This window comes from Pseudomonas sp. 11/12A, assembly GCF_000800055.1.
GTDB classification, from domain to species: domain Bacteria; phylum Pseudomonadota; class Gammaproteobacteria; order Pseudomonadales; family Pseudomonadaceae; genus Aquipseudomonas; species Aquipseudomonas mohnii.
The window spans coordinates 93854-112007 of record NZ_JUGV01000001.1; the positions used below are offsets into that span (position 1 = coordinate 93854).

The 18154-nt window shown below is 58.4% G+C and carries 20 protein-coding genes; 10 read left to right on the top strand and 10 right to left on the bottom strand.

The window, feature by feature from the left end; all coding sequences use genetic code 11:
* Positions 1 to 3: 3 nt before the first annotated feature.
* Positions 4 to 2571, bottom strand: a complete 2568-nt coding sequence (mutS, locus tag GQ39_RS00425; RefSeq protein WP_177329344.1) for a DNA mismatch repair protein MutS — start codon at positions 2569 to 2571, stop codon at positions 4 to 6.
* A gap of 210 nt (positions 2572 to 2781) precedes the next feature.
* Between mutS and GQ39_RS00430 the strand changes: the two genes are divergently transcribed.
* The 5 genes from GQ39_RS00430 (at position 2782) to recX (ending at position 6468) form a co-directional block, all read left to right on the top strand.
* A complete protein-coding gene (locus GQ39_RS00430) occupies positions 2782 to 3516 on the top strand; it encodes a LexA family transcriptional regulator (protein ID WP_047538313.1) in 735 nt (244 codons plus the stop codon).
* 280 nt (positions 3517 to 3796) lie between these two features.
* On the top strand, positions 3797 to 4144 hold the full coding sequence (locus tag GQ39_RS00435; RefSeq protein ID WP_047526356.1) for a phage holin family protein: 348 nt from the start codon (positions 3797 to 3799) through the stop codon (positions 4142 to 4144).
* A gap of 210 nt (positions 4145 to 4354) precedes the next feature.
* Positions 4355 to 4855, top strand: coding sequence for a CinA family protein (locus GQ39_RS00440; protein ID WP_047538317.1), 501 nt, complete (start codon positions 4355 to 4357; stop codon positions 4853 to 4855).
* Positions 4856 to 4938: 83 nt separating this feature from the next.
* Entirely contained in the window at positions 4939 to 5991 is a 1053-nt protein-coding gene (recA, locus tag GQ39_RS00445; protein WP_047526357.1) for a recombinase RecA, read from the top strand.
* Positions 5992 to 6000: 9 nt separating this feature from the next.
* The gene (recX, locus tag GQ39_RS00450) at positions 6001 to 6468 is read left to right on the top strand and encodes a recombination regulator RecX (protein WP_047526358.1); all 468 of its coding nucleotides are present in this window, start codon (positions 6001 to 6003) and stop codon (positions 6466 to 6468) included.
* 43 nt (positions 6469 to 6511) lie between these two features.
* Here the strand turns inward: recX and GQ39_RS00455 are convergent, their stop codons facing one another.
* Complete coding sequence (locus GQ39_RS00455; protein WP_047526360.1) at positions 6512 to 7630, bottom strand: TIGR00730 family Rossman fold protein; 1119 nt, start codon at positions 7628 to 7630, stop codon at positions 6512 to 6514.
* 484 nt (positions 7631 to 8114) lie between these two features.
* Between GQ39_RS00455 and GQ39_RS00460 the strand changes: the two genes are divergently transcribed.
* On the top strand, positions 8115 to 8315 hold the full coding sequence (locus tag GQ39_RS00460) for a hypothetical protein (protein ID WP_047526361.1): 201 nt from the start codon (positions 8115 to 8117) through the stop codon (positions 8313 to 8315).
* Here GQ39_RS00460 and GQ39_RS00465 read toward each other — a convergent pair whose 3' ends face one another.
* The gene (locus GQ39_RS00465) at positions 8316 to 8738 is read right to left on the bottom strand and encodes a PA3611 family quorum-sensing-regulated virulence factor (protein ID WP_047526362.1); all 423 of its coding nucleotides are present in this window, start codon (positions 8736 to 8738) and stop codon (positions 8316 to 8318) included.
* A 190-nt stretch (positions 8739 to 8928) separates the two neighbouring features.
* Here GQ39_RS00465 and GQ39_RS00470 point away from each other — a divergent pair, with 190 nt between their 5' ends.
* The 3 genes from GQ39_RS00470 to GQ39_RS00480 all read left to right on the top strand — a co-directional run bounded on the left by GQ39_RS00470 (position 8929) and on the right by GQ39_RS00480 (position 10969).
* Positions 8929 to 9672: a tRNA-uridine aminocarboxypropyltransferase gene (locus GQ39_RS00470; protein WP_047526364.1), complete on the top strand. Its 744-nt coding sequence runs from the start codon at positions 8929 to 8931 to the stop codon at positions 9670 to 9672.
* Positions 9673 to 9879: 207 nt separating this feature from the next.
* A complete protein-coding gene (gene erdR, locus GQ39_RS00475) occupies positions 9880 to 10530 on the top strand; it encodes a response regulator transcription factor ErdR (protein WP_047526366.1) in 651 nt (216 codons plus the stop codon).
* A gap of 76 nt (positions 10531 to 10606) precedes the next feature.
* On the top strand, positions 10607 to 10969 hold the full coding sequence (locus tag GQ39_RS00480) for a diacylglycerol kinase (protein WP_008153979.1): 363 nt from the start codon (positions 10607 to 10609) through the stop codon (positions 10967 to 10969).
* Here the strand turns inward: GQ39_RS00480 and GQ39_RS00485 are convergent.
* Positions 10966 to 11892 carry a LysR family transcriptional regulator gene (locus GQ39_RS00485; RefSeq protein ID WP_033047456.1) on the bottom strand — a complete coding sequence of 309 codons (927 nt, stop codon included), beginning with the start codon at positions 11890 to 11892 and terminating at the stop codon, positions 10966 to 10968. The genes GQ39_RS00480 and GQ39_RS00485 overlap by 4 nt on opposite strands.
* A gap of 139 nt (positions 11893 to 12031) precedes the next feature.
* Here GQ39_RS00485 and fpr point away from each other — a divergent pair, with 139 nt between their 5' ends.
* Positions 12032 to 12811, top strand: a complete 780-nt coding sequence (gene fpr, locus GQ39_RS00490; protein ID WP_047526369.1) for a ferredoxin-NADP reductase — start codon at positions 12032 to 12034, stop codon at positions 12809 to 12811.
* A gap of 101 nt (positions 12812 to 12912) precedes the next feature.
* Here fpr and tsaA read toward each other — a convergent pair whose 3' ends face one another.
* The 6 genes from tsaA to rimO form a co-directional block, all read right to left on the bottom strand.
* Entirely contained in the window at positions 12913 to 13611 is a 699-nt protein-coding gene (tsaA, locus tag GQ39_RS00495; protein WP_047526371.1) for a tRNA (N6-threonylcarbamoyladenosine(37)-N6)-methyltransferase TrmO, read from the bottom strand.
* A 186-nt stretch (positions 13612 to 13797) separates the two neighbouring features.
* Entirely contained in the window at positions 13798 to 14568 is a 771-nt protein-coding gene (locus GQ39_RS00500; RefSeq protein WP_047526372.1) for an SDR family oxidoreductase, read from the bottom strand.
* A gap of 165 nt (positions 14569 to 14733) precedes the next feature.
* Positions 14734 to 15201 carry a DUF1456 family protein gene (locus GQ39_RS00505; RefSeq protein WP_047526374.1) on the bottom strand — a complete coding sequence of 156 codons (468 nt, stop codon included), beginning with the start codon at positions 15199 to 15201 and terminating at the stop codon, positions 14734 to 14736.
* A gap of 75 nt (positions 15202 to 15276) precedes the next feature.
* Positions 15277 to 15987 (bottom strand): rRNA pseudouridine synthase, encoded by a 711-nt coding sequence (locus tag GQ39_RS00510; RefSeq protein WP_047526376.1) that lies wholly within the window; start codon positions 15985 to 15987, stop codon positions 15277 to 15279.
* Between the two features lie 115 nt (positions 15988 to 16102).
* Positions 16103 to 16576, bottom strand: coding sequence for a GNAT family N-acetyltransferase (locus tag GQ39_RS00515; RefSeq protein WP_047526378.1), 474 nt, complete (start codon positions 16574 to 16576; stop codon positions 16103 to 16105).
* A 124-nt stretch (positions 16577 to 16700) separates the two neighbouring features.
* Positions 16701 to 18038 carry a 30S ribosomal protein S12 methylthiotransferase RimO gene (gene rimO / locus GQ39_RS00520; RefSeq protein ID WP_047526380.1) on the bottom strand — a complete coding sequence of 446 codons (1338 nt, stop codon included), beginning with the start codon at positions 18036 to 18038 and terminating at the stop codon, positions 16701 to 16703.
* Positions 18039 to 18154 lie beyond the last annotated feature (116 nt).

Consider the following 18154-nt stretch of genomic DNA (forward strand, 5'->3'; position numbering starts at 1 on the left):
GCGTTAGATCCGTGTCTTCAGTGTATAGAGCATTTCGAGTGCACGACGTGGTGTCATGTCGTCCAGGTCGAGTTTGGCCAGTTCATCCAGCACGGGATGTGGCAGGCTGGCGAACATATCGCTTTGCTGTGGCGCGGCCGGTTTGCCTTTGACTGGCTTGGGCGCCTCGTGAGGCAGGGCGGTATCTTCCAGTCGGCTTAAATGCTCGCGGGCACGCACAATCACTTCGCTTGGGACGCCGGCCAGCTGCGCAACAGCCAGGCCGTAGCTTTGGCTGGCAGGCCCTGGCAGAACGTGGTGCAGGAACACGATGCGCTCGTTATGCTCGGTGGCGTTGAGGTGCACGTTGGCCACCAGCGGTTGGGCTTCCGGCAGGACCGTCAACTCAAAGTAATGGGTGGCGAACAGCGTGTAAGCCCGCAAATGCGCCAGGCGCTCCGCTGCCGCCCACGCCAGGGACAGACCGTCGAATGTACTGGTGCCGCGTCCGACTTCGTCCATCAGCACCAGGCTGCGCTCGGTGGCGTTGTGCAGGATGTTGGCGGTTTCGCTCATTTCGACCATGAAAGTCGAGCGCCCGCCGGCCAGGTCATCACTGGAACCGATCCGGGTGAAGATCCGGTCGACCAGGGACAGCTCGCAACTGGCCGCCGGTACGAAGCTGCCGATGTGTGCCAACAGCACGATCAGCGCGGTTTGCCGCATGTAGGTGGATTTACCGCCCATGTTCGGACCGGTAATCACCAGCATCCGCGTGCTGTCGTCCAGGTTCAGGTCGTTGGCGACGAACGGGGTGGTCAGGACTTGTTCGACTACCGGGTGACGGCCCTGCGTGATGCGCATGCACGGCTCGCTGACGAAGCGCGGGCAGTTCAGGTCGAGGTTCAGCGCACGCTCGGCCAGGTTGCTCAGAACGTCTAGCTCGGCTAGCGCCGCAGCGGTGTCCTGCAGCGGTGGCAACTGTGCGATCAAATCTTCCAGTAGCGCTTCGTAGAGCATTTTTTCCCGGGCAAGGGCACGGCTCTTGGCCGACAGCGCCTTGTCTTCGAAGGCCTTCAGTTCTGGTGTGATGAAGCGTTCGGCGCCTTTGAGCGTCTGGCGGCGGATGTAGTCAGCCGGTGCTGATTCGGCCTGCTTGCTTGGCAGTTCGATGAAGTAACCGTGAATGCGGTTGTAGCCAACCTTCAGGTGCGAGAGGCCGGTGCGGGCTTTTTCTCGGGCTTCGAGGTCAATCAGGAACTGCCCGGCGTTTTCGCTGAGCGATTGCAGTTCGTCGAGTTCACTGTCGTAACCGGTCTTCAACACGCCGCCGTCACGGATCACCGCCGGTGGATTGTCGATGATGGCTTTATCCAGCAGCGCCGCCAGTTCGGGGTAGGTGCTGGTGGTCCTGGCCAGTTGAATAATGTGCGGGGCTTCGAGCTCAGTCATCGCCACTTGCAGTGCCGGCAGTGCACCGAGGGCGTCACGCAGGCGTGCGAGATCGCGGGGGCGAGCATTGCGCAGGCCGATTCGCGCGAGAATTCGTTCGATGTCACCGATTTCCTTGAGCTGCGGTTGCAGTTTCTCGAATCGGTAGCCATCGAGCAGGCAGGTGATCGATGTCTGGCGAGCCAGCAATACGGTCAGATCGCGCAGAGGACGGTTCAGCCAGCGGGTCAGAAGACGACTGCCCATGGCCGTCTGGCAACGGTCGACCACCGACTGCAAGGTGTTGTCACGGCCGCCGGCCAGGTTGGTATCCAGCTCCAGGTTGCGGCGGCTCGCGCCGTCGAGTACGACAGTGTCGTCCAGGCGTTCATGACGCAAGCTGCGCAAGTGAGGCAATGCGGTGCGTTGGGTTTCTTTCGCGTAAGCCAGCAGGCAACCGGCGGCGCCGATGGCCAGGGTTAGGTTTTCACAACCGAAACCTTTCAGGTCTTGGGTAGCGAATTGCTGGCAAAGACTTTTCAGTGCCGAATCGCGCTCGAAATCCCACGGCGCGCGGCGACGCACCCCACGGCGTTTTTCCGCCGGCAGGTCTTTCGGCCAGTCATCCGGGATCAGAAGCTCCACCGGATTGACCCGCTCGAGTTCCGCCAACAGGTTTTCCCAACCTTTGATTTCCAGCACGCTGAAGTTGCCGCTGGTGATGTCCAGCACCGCCAAGCCGAACAGACGCTCGTCACCCAATACCGCGGCGATCAGGTTGTCCCGACGCTCGTCCAGCAACGCCTCATCGCTCACTGTCCCCGGCGTGATGATCCGCACCACTTGGCGATCCACCGGCCCTTTGCTGGTCGCCGGGTCGCCAACCTGTTCACAGATCACCACCGACTCGCCAAGCTTCACCAGTTTCGCCAAATAGCCTTCGGCCGCGTGGTAAGGAATACCGCACATCGGAATCGCTTGCCCGGCCGATTGCCCGCGGGCAGTGAGGGTGATGTCCAGCAACTTGGCGGCCTTCTTCGCGTCTTCGTAGAAGATCTCGTAGAAGTCGCCCATGCGGTAGAACATCAACTGATCAGGGTGCTGGTTCTTCAGGCGCCAGTACTGCTGCATCATCGGCGTGTGGGAGGACAGGTCGGACAGGGCTTTATTCATCGGGAATCGGAAAACTCATTGAAAGGTGTGGGGCAAAGGTGGGCATCGGCCCGGCTTTTCCGCAATGGGCGCAAGATTAACATGGGCGGTCCGCCGGACGCAGGCACGAACGCCACGCGGCTTGCTTCTGCTGATCTATGCATGAGGCATGCAAATCAGCATTTGTTTTCCATGCAAAGAACAAGCACTATGCAGAGTATGCAAAAACGCAACGTTTCTACCGTCTTAAGAGCACTGCTCGACCAGCACGGAATCTCCCCCACGGAGCTTCACCGTCGCACTGGCGTGCCCCAATCCACGCTCTCGCGGATTCTCAGCGAGAAGATCGTCGACCCATCGGATAAACACATCTCGAAGATCGCCGAGTACTTCGCCGTGAGCACCGATCAGTTGCGTGGTCGCGTGGACATCACGCCGACAGCCAATGCCGGGCGCGGTCGATCGCATGCTGAACTCAAGGATATAAGTCTGTGGGACGACGATACCCCTGTCGATGACGACGAGGTGTCGGTCCCCTTTCTTCGCGAGGTTGAATTGGCGGCGGGATCGGGAAGATTCGTCATCGAAGAGAGCGAACGCGCCAGCCTACGCTTTGGCAAGCGCAGCTTGCGCCATAACGGTGTGCAGTTCGACCAGGCCAAATGCGTAACCGTGCGTGGTAACAGCATGCTGCCGGTACTGCGCGACGGGGCCACGGTTGGGGTTAACGCCGGCAAGTGCAGGATTGGCGACATCGTTGATGGCGACCTCTATGCCATCAACCACAACGGTCAACTGCGGGTGAAACAGCTTTATCGCCTGCCTACCGGAATTCGCCTGCGCAGTTTCAATCGCGATGAACACCCGGACGAGGACTACAGCTTCCAGGAAATGCAGGAAGAGCAAATCGTCATCCTCGGTCACGTCTTCTGGTGGGGCATGTACGCCCGATAACCTCCCGTCACTGTCAGATAAAACCCGCCATCAGGCGGGTTTTTTTCACCTGCGGCAAAAGCGCGAACGCCCTTGTTTGCATGAGTGAGAATGCGTTTGTGCATTTTATGTACGGTTGGAATGCACTTTAACATTGACAAAATATGCACTGACGCATAAATTCGATCTCCCCGGTCTGTTAATCGGTTCCAACGAAGTTTTCTGCCTGCGTGATGTAAGACTCAGCAACGGACATGGTTAAGCGCACTTACACCCCATCGATTACTCCAGGAGGCATGACATGACCATTGAGCCGCCAGCGTTGCTGGACATTCCGATCTGGCTGGTCGTCGTCCTTGCGTTGGTGGGTGGGCTGTCCGGTGAGATGTGGCGCGCCGACAAGGATGGCGCCCGTGGTTGGGCGTTGCTGCGGCGGCTGGTCCTGCGCTCCGGGGCCTGCATGGTCGGCGGGGTATCGGCAATCATGCTGTTGTATGCCGCCGGCCTGTCGATCTGGGTCGCCGGCGCCTTCGGTGGCCTCACTGCGATGGCCGGGGCGGACGTGGCGATCGGTCTTTATGAACGGTGGGCGGCCAAGCGGATCGGCGTTTGTAAAATGCCACCCCGAGACTCTCGGCCCGACCAATAATGAATCCCGTCGATAAATAAACAGGAAGTGCTCTGTCAGTCGTCGATGTGATCGTGACGTCCATGCCAGCGACCGCGGATTGATTGCCTTGCAGACGTGTCAGGCTTATATCAGAGCGCCCGCGCGCTAACATTTTGATCGATCCTGTAACTTGCAAGCGTGATCCGCTCGTGTACGGTAGGCCTCATTCCGCCTGATCAGGAGATGACTGTGAAAGAAATCACACAGCTGGCCGCCGAGCTCGGTAGACGCTTGCAGGTTCTCAACGCCCATGTCACCGCAGCAGAGTCCTGTACGGGCGGCGGAATTTCCGAGGCGATAACCCGGATTCCGGGCAGTTCGGCATGGTTCGAGGCGGGTTACGTCACTTACTCCAACCGTCAGAAGACCCAGCAGTTGAATGTCCCTGCCGAGTTGTTTTCAACGGTGGGGGCGGTCAGTCGAGAGGTCGTCGAAGCCATGGTCCGCGGCGCGCAGGAAAGAAGCCATGCGCGTTTTGCCGTAGCAGTCAGCGGCGTCGCCGGCCCGGACGGCGGTTCGCCAAGTAAGCCGGTCGGCACCGTATGGCTGGCCTGGGGCGTCGGCGAGCAGGTGTTCAGTGAGTTACAGCACTTCCCGGGTAATCGCGACGAAGTTCGCCGACAAACGGTGAAGGCCGCGCTAGAGGGGCTGCTGCGACATGCCGCCGGAGAAATCTCAAATCAGGGGTAGGCGATCCTCGAACGCTGTGGAATAATACTGTCTACTTATACAGGTGTTGGCCGTCAGGCCTTATTGATTACGTGAGGACTTTAATGGACGACAACAAGAAGAAAGCCTTGGCTGCGGCCCTGGGTCAGATCGAACGTCAATTCGGCAAGGGTGCCGTAATGCGTATGGGCGATCAGGACCGTCAGGCGATCCCATCCATTTCCACTGGCTCTCTGGGTCTGGACATCGCACTGGGCATTGGCGGTCTGCCAAAAGGCCGTATTGTTGAAATCTACGGTCCTGAGTCTTCCGGTAAAACTACTCTGACCTTGTCCGTCATTGCCCAGGCTCAAAAAGCCGGCGCGACTTGTGCATTCGTCGATGCTGAACACGCTCTCGATCCTGAATACGCCGGCAAGTTGGGTGTCAACGTTGACGACCTGCTGGTTTCCCAGCCGGACACCGGCGAGCAAGCCCTGGAAATCACCGACATGCTGGTGCGTTCCAACGCGGTTGACGTGATCATCGTCGACTCCGTGGCGGCGCTGGTGCCAAAGGCTGAAATCGAAGGCGAAATGGGCGACATGCACGTTGGCCTGCAAGCCCGTCTGATGTCCCAGGCGCTGCGTAAGATCACCGGTAACATCAAGAACGCCAACTGCCTGGTGATCTTCATCAACCAGATCCGTATGAAAATCGGCGTGATGTTCGGCAGCCCGGAAACCACCACCGGTGGTAACGCGCTGAAGTTCTACGCTTCGGTTCGTCTGGATATCCGTCGTACTGGCGCGGTGAAAGAAGGTGATGAAGTCGTCGGTAGCGAGACCCGCGTCAAGGTTGTGAAGAACAAGGTGGCTTCGCCGTTCCGTCAGGCCGAGTTCCAGATTCTTTATGGCAAAGGTATCTACCTCAATGGCGAGATGATCGACTTGGGTGTTCTGCACGGTTTCGTTGAAAAATCCGGTGCCTGGTATGCCTACAACGGCACCAAGATCGGTCAGGGCAAAGCCAACTCGGCCAAGTTCCTGGCGGATAACCCGGAAATTGCAGCGACCCTTGAAAAACAACTGCGCGACAAACTGCTGACGCCAGCGCCGGACGTCAAAGCTTCGCCAGTCAAAGAGACTGAAGATGACCTGGCTGACGCTGACATCTGATAAGAACCGATGACTGCCGTACTCGATACCCTCGTCGCGGTGCGGCGAACTGCCATGGACCTGCTCGCACGTCGTGAGCACGGTCGGGTCGAGCTGACGCGTAAGCTGCGTCAGCGCGGCGCTCTCCCTGAAATGATCGAGACAGCCCTCGACCGATTGACGGAAGAGGGTTTGTTGTCCGAATCCCGATACCTTGAAAGCTTCGTTGCCTATCGTGCCCGTTCCGGCTATGGCCCTCTGCGTATTCGTGAAGAGTTAAACCAGCGGGGCCTGCAGCGCAGTGACATTGAACTCGCCTTGCGCGTAAGCGGGATAGACTGGCAAGAGCGGTTGGCTGACACCTGGCAGCGCAAGTTCTCCGGGCATCTACCGATCGACAACCGGGAACGTGCCAAACAAGGCAGGTTCCTGGCGTATCGGGGCTTCTCCATGGAAATGATCGGCCGCTTGTTCAGTGGTCGAGGGATGGACGATTAACTGAAACGGCTCGCTATTTCGATAGCGGGCCGTTTTTTATGCCTCATGTAACCTTTGATGGCTCACGAGTGTGCTGTTGCGCCTGAGGTTGGGGCTGCGCCCAGTTTTCCGGCAGATTGATGTAGTCCACCAGTTCTCGCAGCCGGCCATGATCACGGGCGTTGAAATTGAAGGCCAATCGCGCCAAGTGGCTGAACTGCGCTTCGTCGTGTTCTTCGCCGCCGTAGACATGTTGATGGAAGTGGTCGCTGAGGCACAGGTCGGCAAATGCCACCTGCATGTGTTCGAGCGCCGGGTCACTGAGTGTGTGATTCATGCGAATCAGAAATTGACGCTTGAGCCAGCGGCTGGAGTGGAAGTTGCTGTAGAACTGGTTGATGTGCTCCACCGCTTCATCGACGCAGTAGACCAATTTCACCAGTTTCATGTCGGTGGGCAGGATGTAGCGGTTCTCCGCCAATTGCTGATGAATGAAGTCCAACGCGACCTGCCAGAATTTGCCGCCCGGGGCATCCAGCAACACGACCGGTACCAAAGGCGTTTTTCCGGTCTGGATCAGTGTCAGTACTTCCAGTGCTTCATCCAGCGTGCCGAAGCCACCGGGGCATAGCACCAGCGCATCGGCTTCCTTGACAAAGAACAGTTTGCGCGTGAAGAAAAAGTGGAAGGGCAGCAGATTGGTGGTGCCGCTGACCGTCGGGTTGGCGTGTTGTTCGAAGGGCAGGGTGATGTTGAAGCCCAGGCTGTGCGTGAGGCCGGCCCCTTCATGGGCCGCGGCCATGATACCGCCACCGGCGCCAGTGATAACCATCAGGTCTGAGCGGGCCAGAGCGGCGCCGAGTTCACGGGCCATTCCGTACAGCGGATGTTCAACGGGGGTGCGGGCCGAACCGAAAACCGTGACTTTACGCCGTCCCTTGAACTGCTCCAGTACGCGGAAGGCCTGCTCCAGTTCGCGCAAGGTTTGAAGGGTGATCTTGGCATTCCAGCGGTTGTGGTCTTCCTGGGCCATGCGCAGCACGGTCAGGATCATGTCGCGATAGATCGGGATGTTCGGGCTGTTGGGTGAAACCAGGTTGAGTTGTTCTTCGACCTTGCTGATGAGGTCGTGGCCGCTTTCTTCAAAATGACGGCTCAAGAGGTCATTCGGTTGGTAAGGCATTCAACTTCTCCTTCTGCACAGAGCCCTCGACATCGACAACGCATTCGTCAATGCCACGACACCTCGTGTGTCGCTGTCTGCCCAGACCCATGCCTGGGCGACCCACTTGATCCGAATGGTTGGCGGATCATCCATACAGGCTCTGTTTTTTCCTTGGGTGAAAGAAACATTCGCAAAGCTTGGTACGTAACGGACGGCCCCTTTCCAGCCCTGAAAAATTGAACGTGGCTAACCTGAAATCTAGACCCTCGCGATGATTTGCGCTGTCTTGATCATTGCGCCGCAAAGTCTTTCCTGGCAACCGCTTATTGACGATTTACAAGGTGGTTTCACCACTCGTCTGAAGGCGCGCCCGGGGGGCTGCATTCTGATTAACTGAATGACAGGTGTATCACAACAACTTGGCGTCAAGGGTAGGGCGCACGGTACGAGCGGTTTAAGGATTTGTCGCTTAACAAGAGCGAGGAGCAAGGAGGCGGGAGCCATGGCCAGAGTCATTCTGGAAATAGAGATCGATACGAATTTGTATCGATTGCTGAAGTCGTCAGCCGAGACCCATCATTTGAGTCTCGAAGAGGAGTGCTGTCGACGGCTTGAGGGAGCAGAGCCGCACTCTCGTTACCTGCAGGCGTTACTGGCGGAGCTGCGCGCCGAAGATGAACAGCGGCGCGCCAAGTCCCACTGATTACTTTTTCTTCTGAGGTGCTTTCGGGCAATCCGATTCCCGGTAGCTGGCCGAGCCGACCGAACGGTTGGACTTCACTTCGGTGAAGTCGTAACGCATGGTTGCGCCTTTGGCCATCAGCTTGCGGAACGACGGGTTGTTGCATACCGACGCACCGAGTTGGAAATACACGGCTTTTGGATCGGCGCGCATCTTGGTGGCGTGGCTGCTTTGCACGCTCAGGTGGTTGATCAATGTCGTTCCTTCGACGGTATAGCCCTGATCAAGAATGTCTTCATTGATTGCTCGTGGAGTACCAACACTGCTTTGCGCGGCGACGTTTTGCAGCTCTTTGTTCAGATTCTGTTCACTCAAGGATGCAGCCTGGGCGCTGAATGACGACGCCAGCAGAATGGCAGCGGTGGGAACGATAAGGCGCAGCATGAAACTCTCCTGATTCAGTGACTGAGTGCTTCGACCAGTCACATGACTGTGCGTTCAGTGGTGGCGAATTATAGGGGAGGTGGTCGGGACGGTACAGGTTTGCGCTCAGCGCTCTGTTAAACTGTCGGCCTTTATTGCCCTGCCGAGAGTTGTTCGTGTCAATTTCCCCATTTTGTCGGCGTTACCTTCGATGAGCCATGCTCCCAACGCCGTAGCCCGGCTGCGCGATCAACGTGAAGAGGAAGGCATCAAGCCGATTCAGGCCCGTGGCTGGCGGGCAACCCGTTGCCGCGATTGTCGTGTGATCGAGAGCCATTGCCTGTGTGCCTGGCGCCCGCAGGTCGAAACCCGCTCCGGCGTGTGCCTGATCATGACCAACAAGGAAGTGTTCAAGCCAAGTAATACCGGCTGGCTTATCGCCGATGTGGTGCGGGACAATCACGCGTTTATCTGGTCGCGCACCGAGGTCGACCCAAAGCTGCTGGCATTGCTATCCGACCCGCAATGGCAACCCTACCTGGTGTTCCCGGGCGAATACGTCGCGCCTGAGCGGGTGACCCATGGTGTGACGCCTGATAGCACCAAGCGGCCGCTGTTCATATTGCTCGACGCGACCTGGACCGAAGCCCGCAAGATTTTTCGTAAAAGCCCCTACTTCGACGCATTGCCGATCCTCAGCCTGCTGCCGGAAAAACTCTCCCGCTATCAGTTGCGTCGCTCTACACGCAGTGAGCATCTGTGCACTGCGGAAGTGGCGGCGTTGTGCCTCGATCTTGCCGGCGATGCGCAGGCGGCGTCGGCGCTGGACGCTTATTTCGACGTCTTTAGCCAGCATTACCTCGATGCCAAGCGGCAGCTTGAAATGAACGTTGAAACAGCGGCGCACGCTGAGTTGATGCCATTCGTGCAGGGTAACGCCGCCTCAATGAGCTAATTGTCGCCCATACTGCAAAGAACTGTCCGGGCCATGCACCTTGACCACCCCGGCTACGCTGGGCATGCTTGGCGCCGATTGGGGCGCGGCCAAGGTTTGATACGCCATTTTTTCACGTGAGATCCACGTGACTGGCGTTTAGCGTGCCCTTTGGTGCAGCTCCGTGGCTGCACCTTGAGCTGTTTGAAGAACAGGATGATTTGAAAAATGGCCACATACGAAATCCTGATAGCCGATGACCACCCGCTTTTTCGTTCCGCCTTGCACCAAGCGTTGACTCTGGGTCTTGGCCCGGATGTCCGTCTTGTCGAAGTAGCGAGCATTGCGGAGCTGGAAACCCGTCTGACCGAAAAGGCCGATTGGGATCTTGTACTGCTGGATCTGAACATGCCGGGGGCATACGGTTTTTCCGGGTTGGTGCTGCTGCGCGGTCAGTATCCGCAGATTCCTGTGGTCATGGTCTCGGCCCAGGAAGAGGCTACGATCATGGTCAAGTCCCGTGAATTTGGCGCCAGTGGCTTCATTCCCAAGTCCAGCGACCTGGGCGTGATCCAGAAAGCCGTGCGGGCGGTCCTCGATGGCGATGTTTACTGGCCACCGCAAGCGTTCGAAGCCGTCAGTGTTTCCGAAGCGGCTAAAGCGGCCAGTGAAGGCCTTGCGAGCCTGACGCCGCAGCAGTTTCGCGTGTTGACCATGGTCTGTGAAGGACTGCTGAACAAGCAGATCGCTTACGAACTGAGCGTTTCCGAGGCGACCATCAAAGCCCACGTAACCGCGATTTTCCGTAAACTGAATGTCCGGACCCGAACCCAGGCCGCGCTGCTTCTGCAACAACTTGAGTCAATTCCGAGCCATTAAGAAGCAGCGTCTTCACGCTTTTTTGACTTTGGCTCATCTAGCTTTCCCACCTCTTTTTTGGTCAGTTGCATACTCTATGTCACCTTTCAAAGGCCAGACCGGCCTGAAACGCATCCTCAACGCCTCCGGCTATTCCCTTGACGGCCTGCGCGCAGCTTTCACCGGCGAAGCCGCTTTTCGCCAGTTGGTGTTGCTTAACGTCATCCTGATTCCGCTGTCGTTCTTCCTGAATGTCAGCCGTGTCGAGCAGGCATTGCTGATTGCGGTCTGCCTGCTGGCCTTGATAGTCGAGTTGCTCAATTCGGCAGTGGAAGCAGCCATCGACCGCATTTCCCTTGAATTGCACCCGTTGTCGAAAAACGCCAAAGACATGGGCAGTGCCGCGCAATTGGTGGCGTTGAGCATGATCGCGCTGGTGTGGGCCGTGATTCTGCTTTAAGCGATTGTCGGCAGCACGATCTCGTCGCTGCGCTGAACCCCGGCGGTGAAGGCGCGGCAGAGATCGAGAAACTCACGCATCGCCGACGTCTGGTATTTCTGTTTGTGCCAGATGAAATAAAACTGCCTCGCCAGGTCCAGATCCGGTGTCTCCACCGGCACCAGGCTGCCGCGCCGGAATGCGTCCCGTAGCGCCAGTCGCGAGATGCAACCAATCCCCAGGCCAGACTCCACTGCGCGTTTTATCGCTTCGGTGTGTTCCAGCTCAAGACGGATGTTGAGCGAACTTCGGTGATGACGCATCGCCTGATCGAAGGTCAATCGCGTGCCCGAGCCTTGTTCGCGCAGAATCCAGGCTTCGTGACTCAACTCATCCATGGTCGCCGTGCCGCGTTTGGCCAAGGGATGCTGCGGTGCGCAAAACACCACCAGCTCATCCTCGACCCAGCTCTGCACTTCGATGTCCGGATGGCTGCAGTCGCCTTCGATTAGACCCAGGTCAATTTCGTAGTGGGCCACTTGTTGCACAATATTGGCAGTGTTCTGTACGTGCAGCTTTACCTGGCTTTCCGGGTGGCGTTGCATGAAGCTGCCGATCAGCAAAGTGGCCAGGTAATTGCCGATGGTGAGGGTCGCGCCCACCGCCAGAGAGCCGAAGCCGGACTTGCCGTTGAGCAGGTCTTCGATTTCCTTGGCCTGATCCAGCAGGGCGACGGCTTGCGGCAGCAGCTGCTTGCCAAGGGCATTGAGGCTCAGCCGTTTGCCGGCGCGGTCGAACAGCTGGCAGCTGCATTGGCGCTCAAGCTCGGTGATCGAGGTGCTCGCCGCCGATTGCGAGAGATTGAGCAAGCCCGCAGCGCGGGACACGCTTTCCTGCTGGGCGACGGCGACAAATACTTGAAGTTGACGGAGAGTAAATCGCATATCTATATAACCGATAACCCTTATCTTAATAATCCATTTAACAGATATTGTCGCTGCCTTTAGAATGCGATGCAATTGCGCGAAGCCAGCTCTTTTTCGCAGGGCAGGGCGCAGACCAATCTCCAGGAGTCCCACGTACATGAGCAACATGAACCACGAGCGTGTCCTCAGTGTTCACCACTGGAACGACACTCTGTTCAGCTTCAAGTGCACCCGCGATCCGGGCCTGCGCTTCGAGAACGGTCAGTTCGTGATGATCGGCCTGCAACAGCCCAATGGCCGCCCGCTTATGCGCGCTTACTCGATTGCCAGCCCGAACTGGGAAGAGCATCTCGAGTTCTTCAGCATCAAGGTACCGGATGGTCCGCTGACTTCGCAGTTGCAACACCTGAAGGAAGGCGACGAGATCATCATCAGCAAGAAGCCTACCGGCACGCTGGTGCTGGATGACTTGAAGCCTGGCAAACATCTGTACCTGCTCAGCACCGGTACCGGTCTGGCGCCGTTCATGAGCGTCATCCAGGATCCGGAAACCTACGAGCGTTTCGAAAAAGTGATCCTGTGCCACGGCGTACGTTACGTCAATGAAGTCGCGTACCGCGAATTCATCACCGAGCACTTGCCGCAGAACGAGTTCTTCGGCGAAGCGCTGCGTGAGAAGTTGATCTACTACCCGACCGTGACCCGCGAGCCGTTCGAGAACGAAGGCCGCCTGACCGACCTGATGCGCAGTGGCAAGCTGTTCCGCGACATCGGTCTGCCGCCAATCAACCCGCAGGACGACCGCGCCATGCTGTGCGGCAGCCCGAGCATGCTCGACGAGACCAGCGAAGTGCTGAACAGCTTCGGCCTGAAAGTGTCGCCGCGGATGCGCGAACCGGGTGACTACCTGATCGAGCGTGCGTTCGTCGAGAAGTGACCGTAGGTCACCTGTAGGCGCGCTCCTACAGTAGTTTTGCAGCGTATCTGAAAAGCCCGCATGGCCTGGTAAGGTCATGCGGGCTTTTTCGTTTCCGGCGTTCAAGCTTTTGCTGGAATGACTTCGATCACGCGGATCAGCTCCGGTGTCGGGTAATGCCAACGCACGTCCAGGTCCCAGAACTGCGCGCCGTACTCCCGTTCCGGTACCGGCGTCTGATAGGCCGGGCGAGGGTCTTGCGCCAGGCACTGTTCGATCAGCTCGACCAGGGGCTCCTGAAGGCGCTGAGCGTGCCCATGGGCCTGTTGCAGGGCGGTGTCCGTCCATTGCACAGGAATCAGCTGTGGCGCGGCGCTGGCGATGGTGTTGGTGGCGTTCTCGATAACGTCGGCATAAGGCACGTAGGGCTTGATGTCGAGAATCGGCGTGCCGTCCAGCAGGTCTATGCCGGATATCCACAAGCGATTGGCTTCGACCTTGTCCAGTTTGACTACGGACTGGCCAATGCCGTTGGGTCGGTGGGTCGCGCGGGTGGCGAACACACCCATGGATTTGTTGCCGCCGAGGCGAGGCGGGCGGACCTTCAGTCGTGGTTTATCTTCCAGGGCTTGATGAAACAGGAACAGCAGCCAGACGTGGCTGACCTGTTCCAAACCCTGCACCGCATCGCCCTGATCGAATGGCGCCACCAGCTCCAGCACGCCGCGTGCGGCCGGTGCCAGTTGCGGCTGGCGCGGGATGGCGAACTTCTCCTTGAAGCAGGAACGCACGAAGCCGATGGGAGAAACGCTGTAGGTCATGGTGTGGGATCGAAGCGGAATGGGGGCGGGAATGATAACCCGATCAACCCGTGCATCGGTGCAGACTGTGAGTCTGCTATCGCGGGCAAGCCACACTCCCACTGTTATTGGAGTGGGCGCGCCTTGTGTGTTCGCTCAAGAACCCTATGGGAGCGTGGCTTGCCCGCGATGGCCACGCCGCAAATTTCAGAGACTGAACCCCCCATCCAACGGAATGATATTGCCAGTCATGTAAGCCCCCGCCGTACTCGCCAGACTGATCGCCAGCGCCGCCATCTCTTCCTCCCGGCCCCAGCGCTTCATTGGAATCAACGCGGTATCTTCGGCCAATGCCTGCTCATCGTTGCCGATGTGCCGGGTCATCTTGCTCGGAAAACGTCCCGGTGCGATCACGTTGACGTTGATGTGCTGGCTCACCAGCTCCCGCGCCAGAATGCGTGACAGTTGATGCAGGGCCGCCTTGCTCGGTCCGTAGGCATAGGCTTGTTCACCGAAGGACGAAATTCCTGCAACCGAACCGATGTTGATGATCCGGGCCGGATTCGCCGGTGAGCCGGCCTTGCGCAACAGTGGCAGAAATTGCTGGATGCAATTGAACACCGACGTCACATTGAGCTGCATGACCTTTTCCCAGCCCTTGACCGGGTAACTCTCCAGTGGCGCGCCCCAGGTCGTACCTGCGTTGTTCACCAGAATATCGAGGTGGCCGATCTGCTCGCTCAAGCGTGCGGCCAGTTGCTGCACGCCTTCTTCCGTGGCCAGGTTGGCGGCGACGGCGTGACAGCGGCCAAGTGCGCCGAGCTCATCAGCCGTTTGCAGGCAGGCTTCGGCATCTCGGGCGCAGACGTAAACGGTAGCGCCCGCCTCGACATAGGCCTTGGCGATCATTTTGCCGATACCGCGAGTGCCGCCGGTCACCAGTGCGGTGCGGCCTTGCAGGGAAAAGTAGGGGTGCATGGCGAGTCCTGAGAACTGAAGGTCTTAACACCCTAGTCGTCAACCGCTGGAAGCGGAGCCACTATTTTTGTGCGGAATGGGGGGGTATACGGCCCGGCTACAAGCTACAAGCTACAAGCTACAAGCCGGGCCCTGTCCGCTTGCGGCTTGTAGCTTGCAGCTGCTTCAGGCTCTCACTCGAAGAGTGAGCCCCTTAAGGAAATTGCGCAGCAACTGGTCGCCGCACGGGCGATAGTTGGTGTGGCCGAACTTGCGGAACAGGGCGCTCAACTCAGGTTTGGACACCGGGAACTCGGCGGCCTTGAGAATCGCGTGCATGTCGTCTTCTTTCAGTTCGAAGGCCACGCGCAGCTTTTTCAGGATGATGTTGTTGGTCACTGGCACTTCGATTGGCTGCGGTGGACGGCTTTCGTCCTTGCCGCGCTTGAAGATCACCAGGCCATCGAGGAAATGCGCCATGACTTCGTCCGGGCAGCGTACGAAGCCTTCTTCGTCTTCCTCTTTCTTGTCGAGGTAGCTCACCAGGTCGGCCAGGGCCACGTCCATGCCGCCGAGCTTGATGATCTCGATGACTTTCTTGTCGCTGATGTCCAGCATGTAGCGCACGCTGCGCAGTACGTCGTTATGAATCATGTGAGCAATCCTGATAATTCAGCTATGGGCGTCGCAGAAAACAGCGATGCCGAAATGTAGGGCGGCGTGAGCGTCTTAGAACTTCTCTTTGCCGGTCAGGTAGCGCCATTGCCCCAAGGGCACTTTGCCGATGGACACACCGCCGATACGGATGCGGCGGATGGCCACGACCTTCAGGCCGACAGCCTGGCAGAACAGGGCGATCACGCCTGGTTGCGGGTTCTTCATGGCGAACCGCAGGCGGTTTTCGTTCTGCCAACTGGCCTTCACCGGTGGCAGCTCCTTGCCCTTGTAGGTCAGGCCGTGCTGCAAGCGATTGAGGCCGTGGTCAACCATGTCGCCCTCGACCTCGACCACGTATTCCTGCTCGATCTTGCTCGCGTCGGCGGTGAGTTTGCGCAGGATCTTCCAGTCCTGGGTGAACACCAGCAAGCCGCTGGCATTGGCTTGCAGGTCGGTGCTGGCGGTCAGGCGCAGGAAGTGACCCTTGAGCGGGCGTTTGCCGTAGCGGTGCTCCTCGCTCAGGGTTTCGGCGCTAATGGTCGCCATGGCGGTTTGCGCATCCATGCCGGCAGGCACGTTGAGCAGAAGGGTCACCGGCTCCGGCGCGCTAGCCTTGGCATCCTTGTCGAGTTCGACTTTCTGGTCGCCAACCTTGAATTGCGGTTCATCGATGACTTCGCCGTCGACGGTGACCCAGCCGCCCTCGATGAACAGCTCAGCCTCCCGACGGGAGCAGCCGACGAGTTCGATGAGGCGTTTGGAGAGTCGAATCGGGTCAGTCATGACAAGGCCGTAACAAAAAAGGGGTGGGCATTGTACCTGCCTGGCGCCGGTTAATCCCGGAACCATTTTGCCGCAGGGGCTTTTTGTAGGCGCTGGCTTGTCGTTCCGTGTGGTGTCAGCCAAGTCGTGAGCGCTGCTGGTTTTGGCGCATCCGCATATGCAACAGCGGATACGGCTGCCCCATGCCGTCGACTTCAGAGCGTCCAATGACTTCGAAGCCCTGTTTAAAGTAAAAACCGAGGGCTTGCGGGTTCTGTTCGTTGACGTCCAGTTCATCGGCATTCAGGTGCTCCATGGCGTAGCGCAGCAACTGCTTGCCCAAGCCCTGGCCGCGGTGTGCGGGGTCGATGAAAAGCATTTCGATCTTGCCTGCCGCGACCCCGGCGAATCCGGTAATGCGCTGGCGTGGGTCTTTGGTGCAGATCAGCATGACCGCGTCGAGGTAGCGGGTCAGCACCAGGTTTTTCAGCAATTCGATGTAGCTCTCTGGCAGAAAGTCATGGGTGGCCCGTACCGAAGCCTCCCAAACCCGTGTCAGTTCTTCGTAGTCGCTCAGTTTCGGCGTATGGATGACCGAATGTTGGCGCATGCCTGACTGCTCCTTCTTTTTTCAACCGGTTGTGAGGGAAGAGAAATCCGTTCTTCATAAAACGATAGCCGTAAAAAAGCCCCGCATCTCGTCAAGAGAGCGGGGCTTTTCGTATTTTTGGCGCTTAGATCTGTTCAGCCCACAGGTCATATTCGTCGGCGTCGGTCACTTTGCACCAGACCTTGTCGCCCGGCTTCAGGTTGCTGCCGTTGTCGATGAACACGTTGCCATCAATTTCCGGGGCATCGAAGAAGCAGCGGCCGACTGCGCCTTGCTCGTCGACCTCATCGACCAGCACTTCGATTTCACGGCCGATGCGCAGTTGCAGGCGCGCCGAGCTGATCGCCTGCTGGTGCGCCATGAAGCGCTCCCAGCGATCCTGTTTGACCTCGTCCGGGACGACTTCCAGATCCAGATCGTTGGCGGGAGCGCCTTCGACCGGCGAATACTGGAAGCAGCCGACGCGGTCGAGCTGCGCTTCGGTCAGCCAGTTCAGCAGGTATTGGAAGTCTTCTTCGGTTTCGCCGGGGAAGCCGACGATGAAGGTCGAACGGATGATCAGGTCCGGGCAGATCTCGCGCCAGTTCTTGATACGCGCCAGGGTTTTGTCTTCGAACGCCGGGCGTTTCATTGCCTTGAGGACTTTCGGGCTGGCGTGCTGGAACGGGATGTCCAGGTACGGCAGGATCTTGCCGTCGGCCATCAGCGGGATCAACTCATCGACGTGCGGGTACGGGTAGACGTAGTGCAGACGAACCCAGACGCCCAGGGTGCTGAGGGCCTCGCAGAGTTCGGTCATGCGGGTTTTCACCGGCGCGCCGTTCCAGAATCCGGTGCGGTATTTCACGTCGACGCCGTAGGCGCTGGTGTCCTGGGAGATCACCAGCAGCTCCTTGACGCCGGATTTGACCAGGCGCTGGGCTTCGTCGAGCACATCACCCACTGGACGGCTGACCAGTTTGCCGCGCATCGACGGGATGATGCAGAAGCTGCAGCTGTGGTTGCAGCCTTCGGAAATCTTCAGGTAGGCGTAGTGGCGCGGGGTCAGTTTGATCCCTTGAGGCGGTACCAGGTCGATCAGCGGGTTGTGATCCTGTCTCGGAGGCACGACGTCATGCACGGCGTTGACCACTTGCTCGTACTGCTGCGGGCCTGTCACGGCCAGCACGCTCGGGTGCACGTTGCGGATATTGCCTTCTTCGACGCCCATGCAACCGGTCACGATGACCTTGCCGTTTTCCTTGATGGCTTCGCCGATCACTTCCAGGGATTCCGCCTTGGCCGAATCGATGAAGCCACAGGTATTGACGACCACTACGTCCGCATCCTGATAAGTGGACACGACGTCATAGCCTTCCATGCGCAGCTGGGTAAGGATGCGCTCGGAGTCGACCAGTGCTTTCGGGCAACCCAGGGATACGAAGCCAACCTTGGGATTGGCCGGCGCAGGAGTGGTGGACATGTCTAACCTCGGTATTTTGTGACGCCTCCAGCCATGATCGGCAAGGCGACAGATGGACGCTTTATCGCGCCTCTGATCAAAAAGTGCGCAATTCTAGCGATGGCAAGCGCACTTGA

Coding starts and splice junctions, on each gene's coding strand:
- GQ39_RS00430 (WP_047538313.1), top strand. CDS start 2,782: ATGCAAAAACGCAACGTTTCTACCGTCTTAAGAGCACTGCTCGACCAG.
- GQ39_RS00435 (WP_047526356.1), top strand. CDS start 3,797: ATGACCATTGAGCCGCCAGCGTTGCTGGACATTCCGATCTGGCTGGTC.
- recA (WP_047526357.1), top strand. CDS start 4,939: ATGGACGACAACAAGAAGAAAGCCTTGGCTGCGGCCCTGGGTCAGATC.
- recX (WP_047526358.1), top strand. CDS start 6,001: ATGACTGCCGTACTCGATACCCTCGTCGCGGTGCGGCGAACTGCCATG.
- GQ39_RS00455 (WP_047526360.1), bottom strand. CDS start 7,630: ATGCCTTACCAACCGAATGACCTCTTGAGCCGTCATTTTGAAGAAAGC.
- GQ39_RS00460 (WP_047526361.1), top strand. CDS start 8,115: ATGGCCAGAGTCATTCTGGAAATAGAGATCGATACGAATTTGTATCGA.
- GQ39_RS00465 (WP_047526362.1), bottom strand. CDS start 8,738: ATGCTGCGCCTTATCGTTCCCACCGCTGCCATTCTGCTGGCGTCGTCA.
- GQ39_RS00470 (WP_047526364.1), top strand. CDS start 8,929: ATGAGCCATGCTCCCAACGCCGTAGCCCGGCTGCGCGATCAACGTGAA.
- erdR (WP_047526366.1), top strand. CDS start 9,880: ATGGCCACATACGAAATCCTGATAGCCGATGACCACCCGCTTTTTCGT.
- GQ39_RS00480 (WP_008153979.1), top strand. CDS start 10,607: ATGTCACCTTTCAAAGGCCAGACCGGCCTGAAACGCATCCTCAACGCC.
- GQ39_RS00485 (WP_033047456.1), bottom strand. CDS start 11,892: ATGCGATTTACTCTCCGTCAACTTCAAGTATTTGTCGCCGTCGCCCAG.
- fpr (WP_047526369.1), top strand. CDS start 12,032: ATGAGCAACATGAACCACGAGCGTGTCCTCAGTGTTCACCACTGGAAC.
- tsaA (WP_047526371.1), bottom strand. CDS start 13,611: ATGACCTACAGCGTTTCTCCCATCGGCTTCGTGCGTTCCTGCTTCAAG.
- GQ39_RS00500 (WP_047526372.1), bottom strand. CDS start 14,568: ATGCACCCCTACTTTTCCCTGCAAGGCCGCACCGCACTGGTGACCGGC.
- GQ39_RS00505 (WP_047526374.1), bottom strand. CDS start 15,201: ATGATTCATAACGACGTACTGCGCAGCGTGCGCTACATGCTGGACATC.
- GQ39_RS00510 (WP_047526376.1), bottom strand. CDS start 15,987: ATGACTGACCCGATTCGACTCTCCAAACGCCTCATCGAACTCGTCGGC.
- GQ39_RS00515 (WP_047526378.1), bottom strand. CDS start 16,576: ATGCGCCAACATTCGGTCATCCATACGCCGAAACTGAGCGACTACGAA.
- rimO (WP_047526380.1), bottom strand. CDS start 18,038: ATGTCCACCACTCCTGCGCCGGCCAATCCCAAGGTTGGCTTCGTATCC.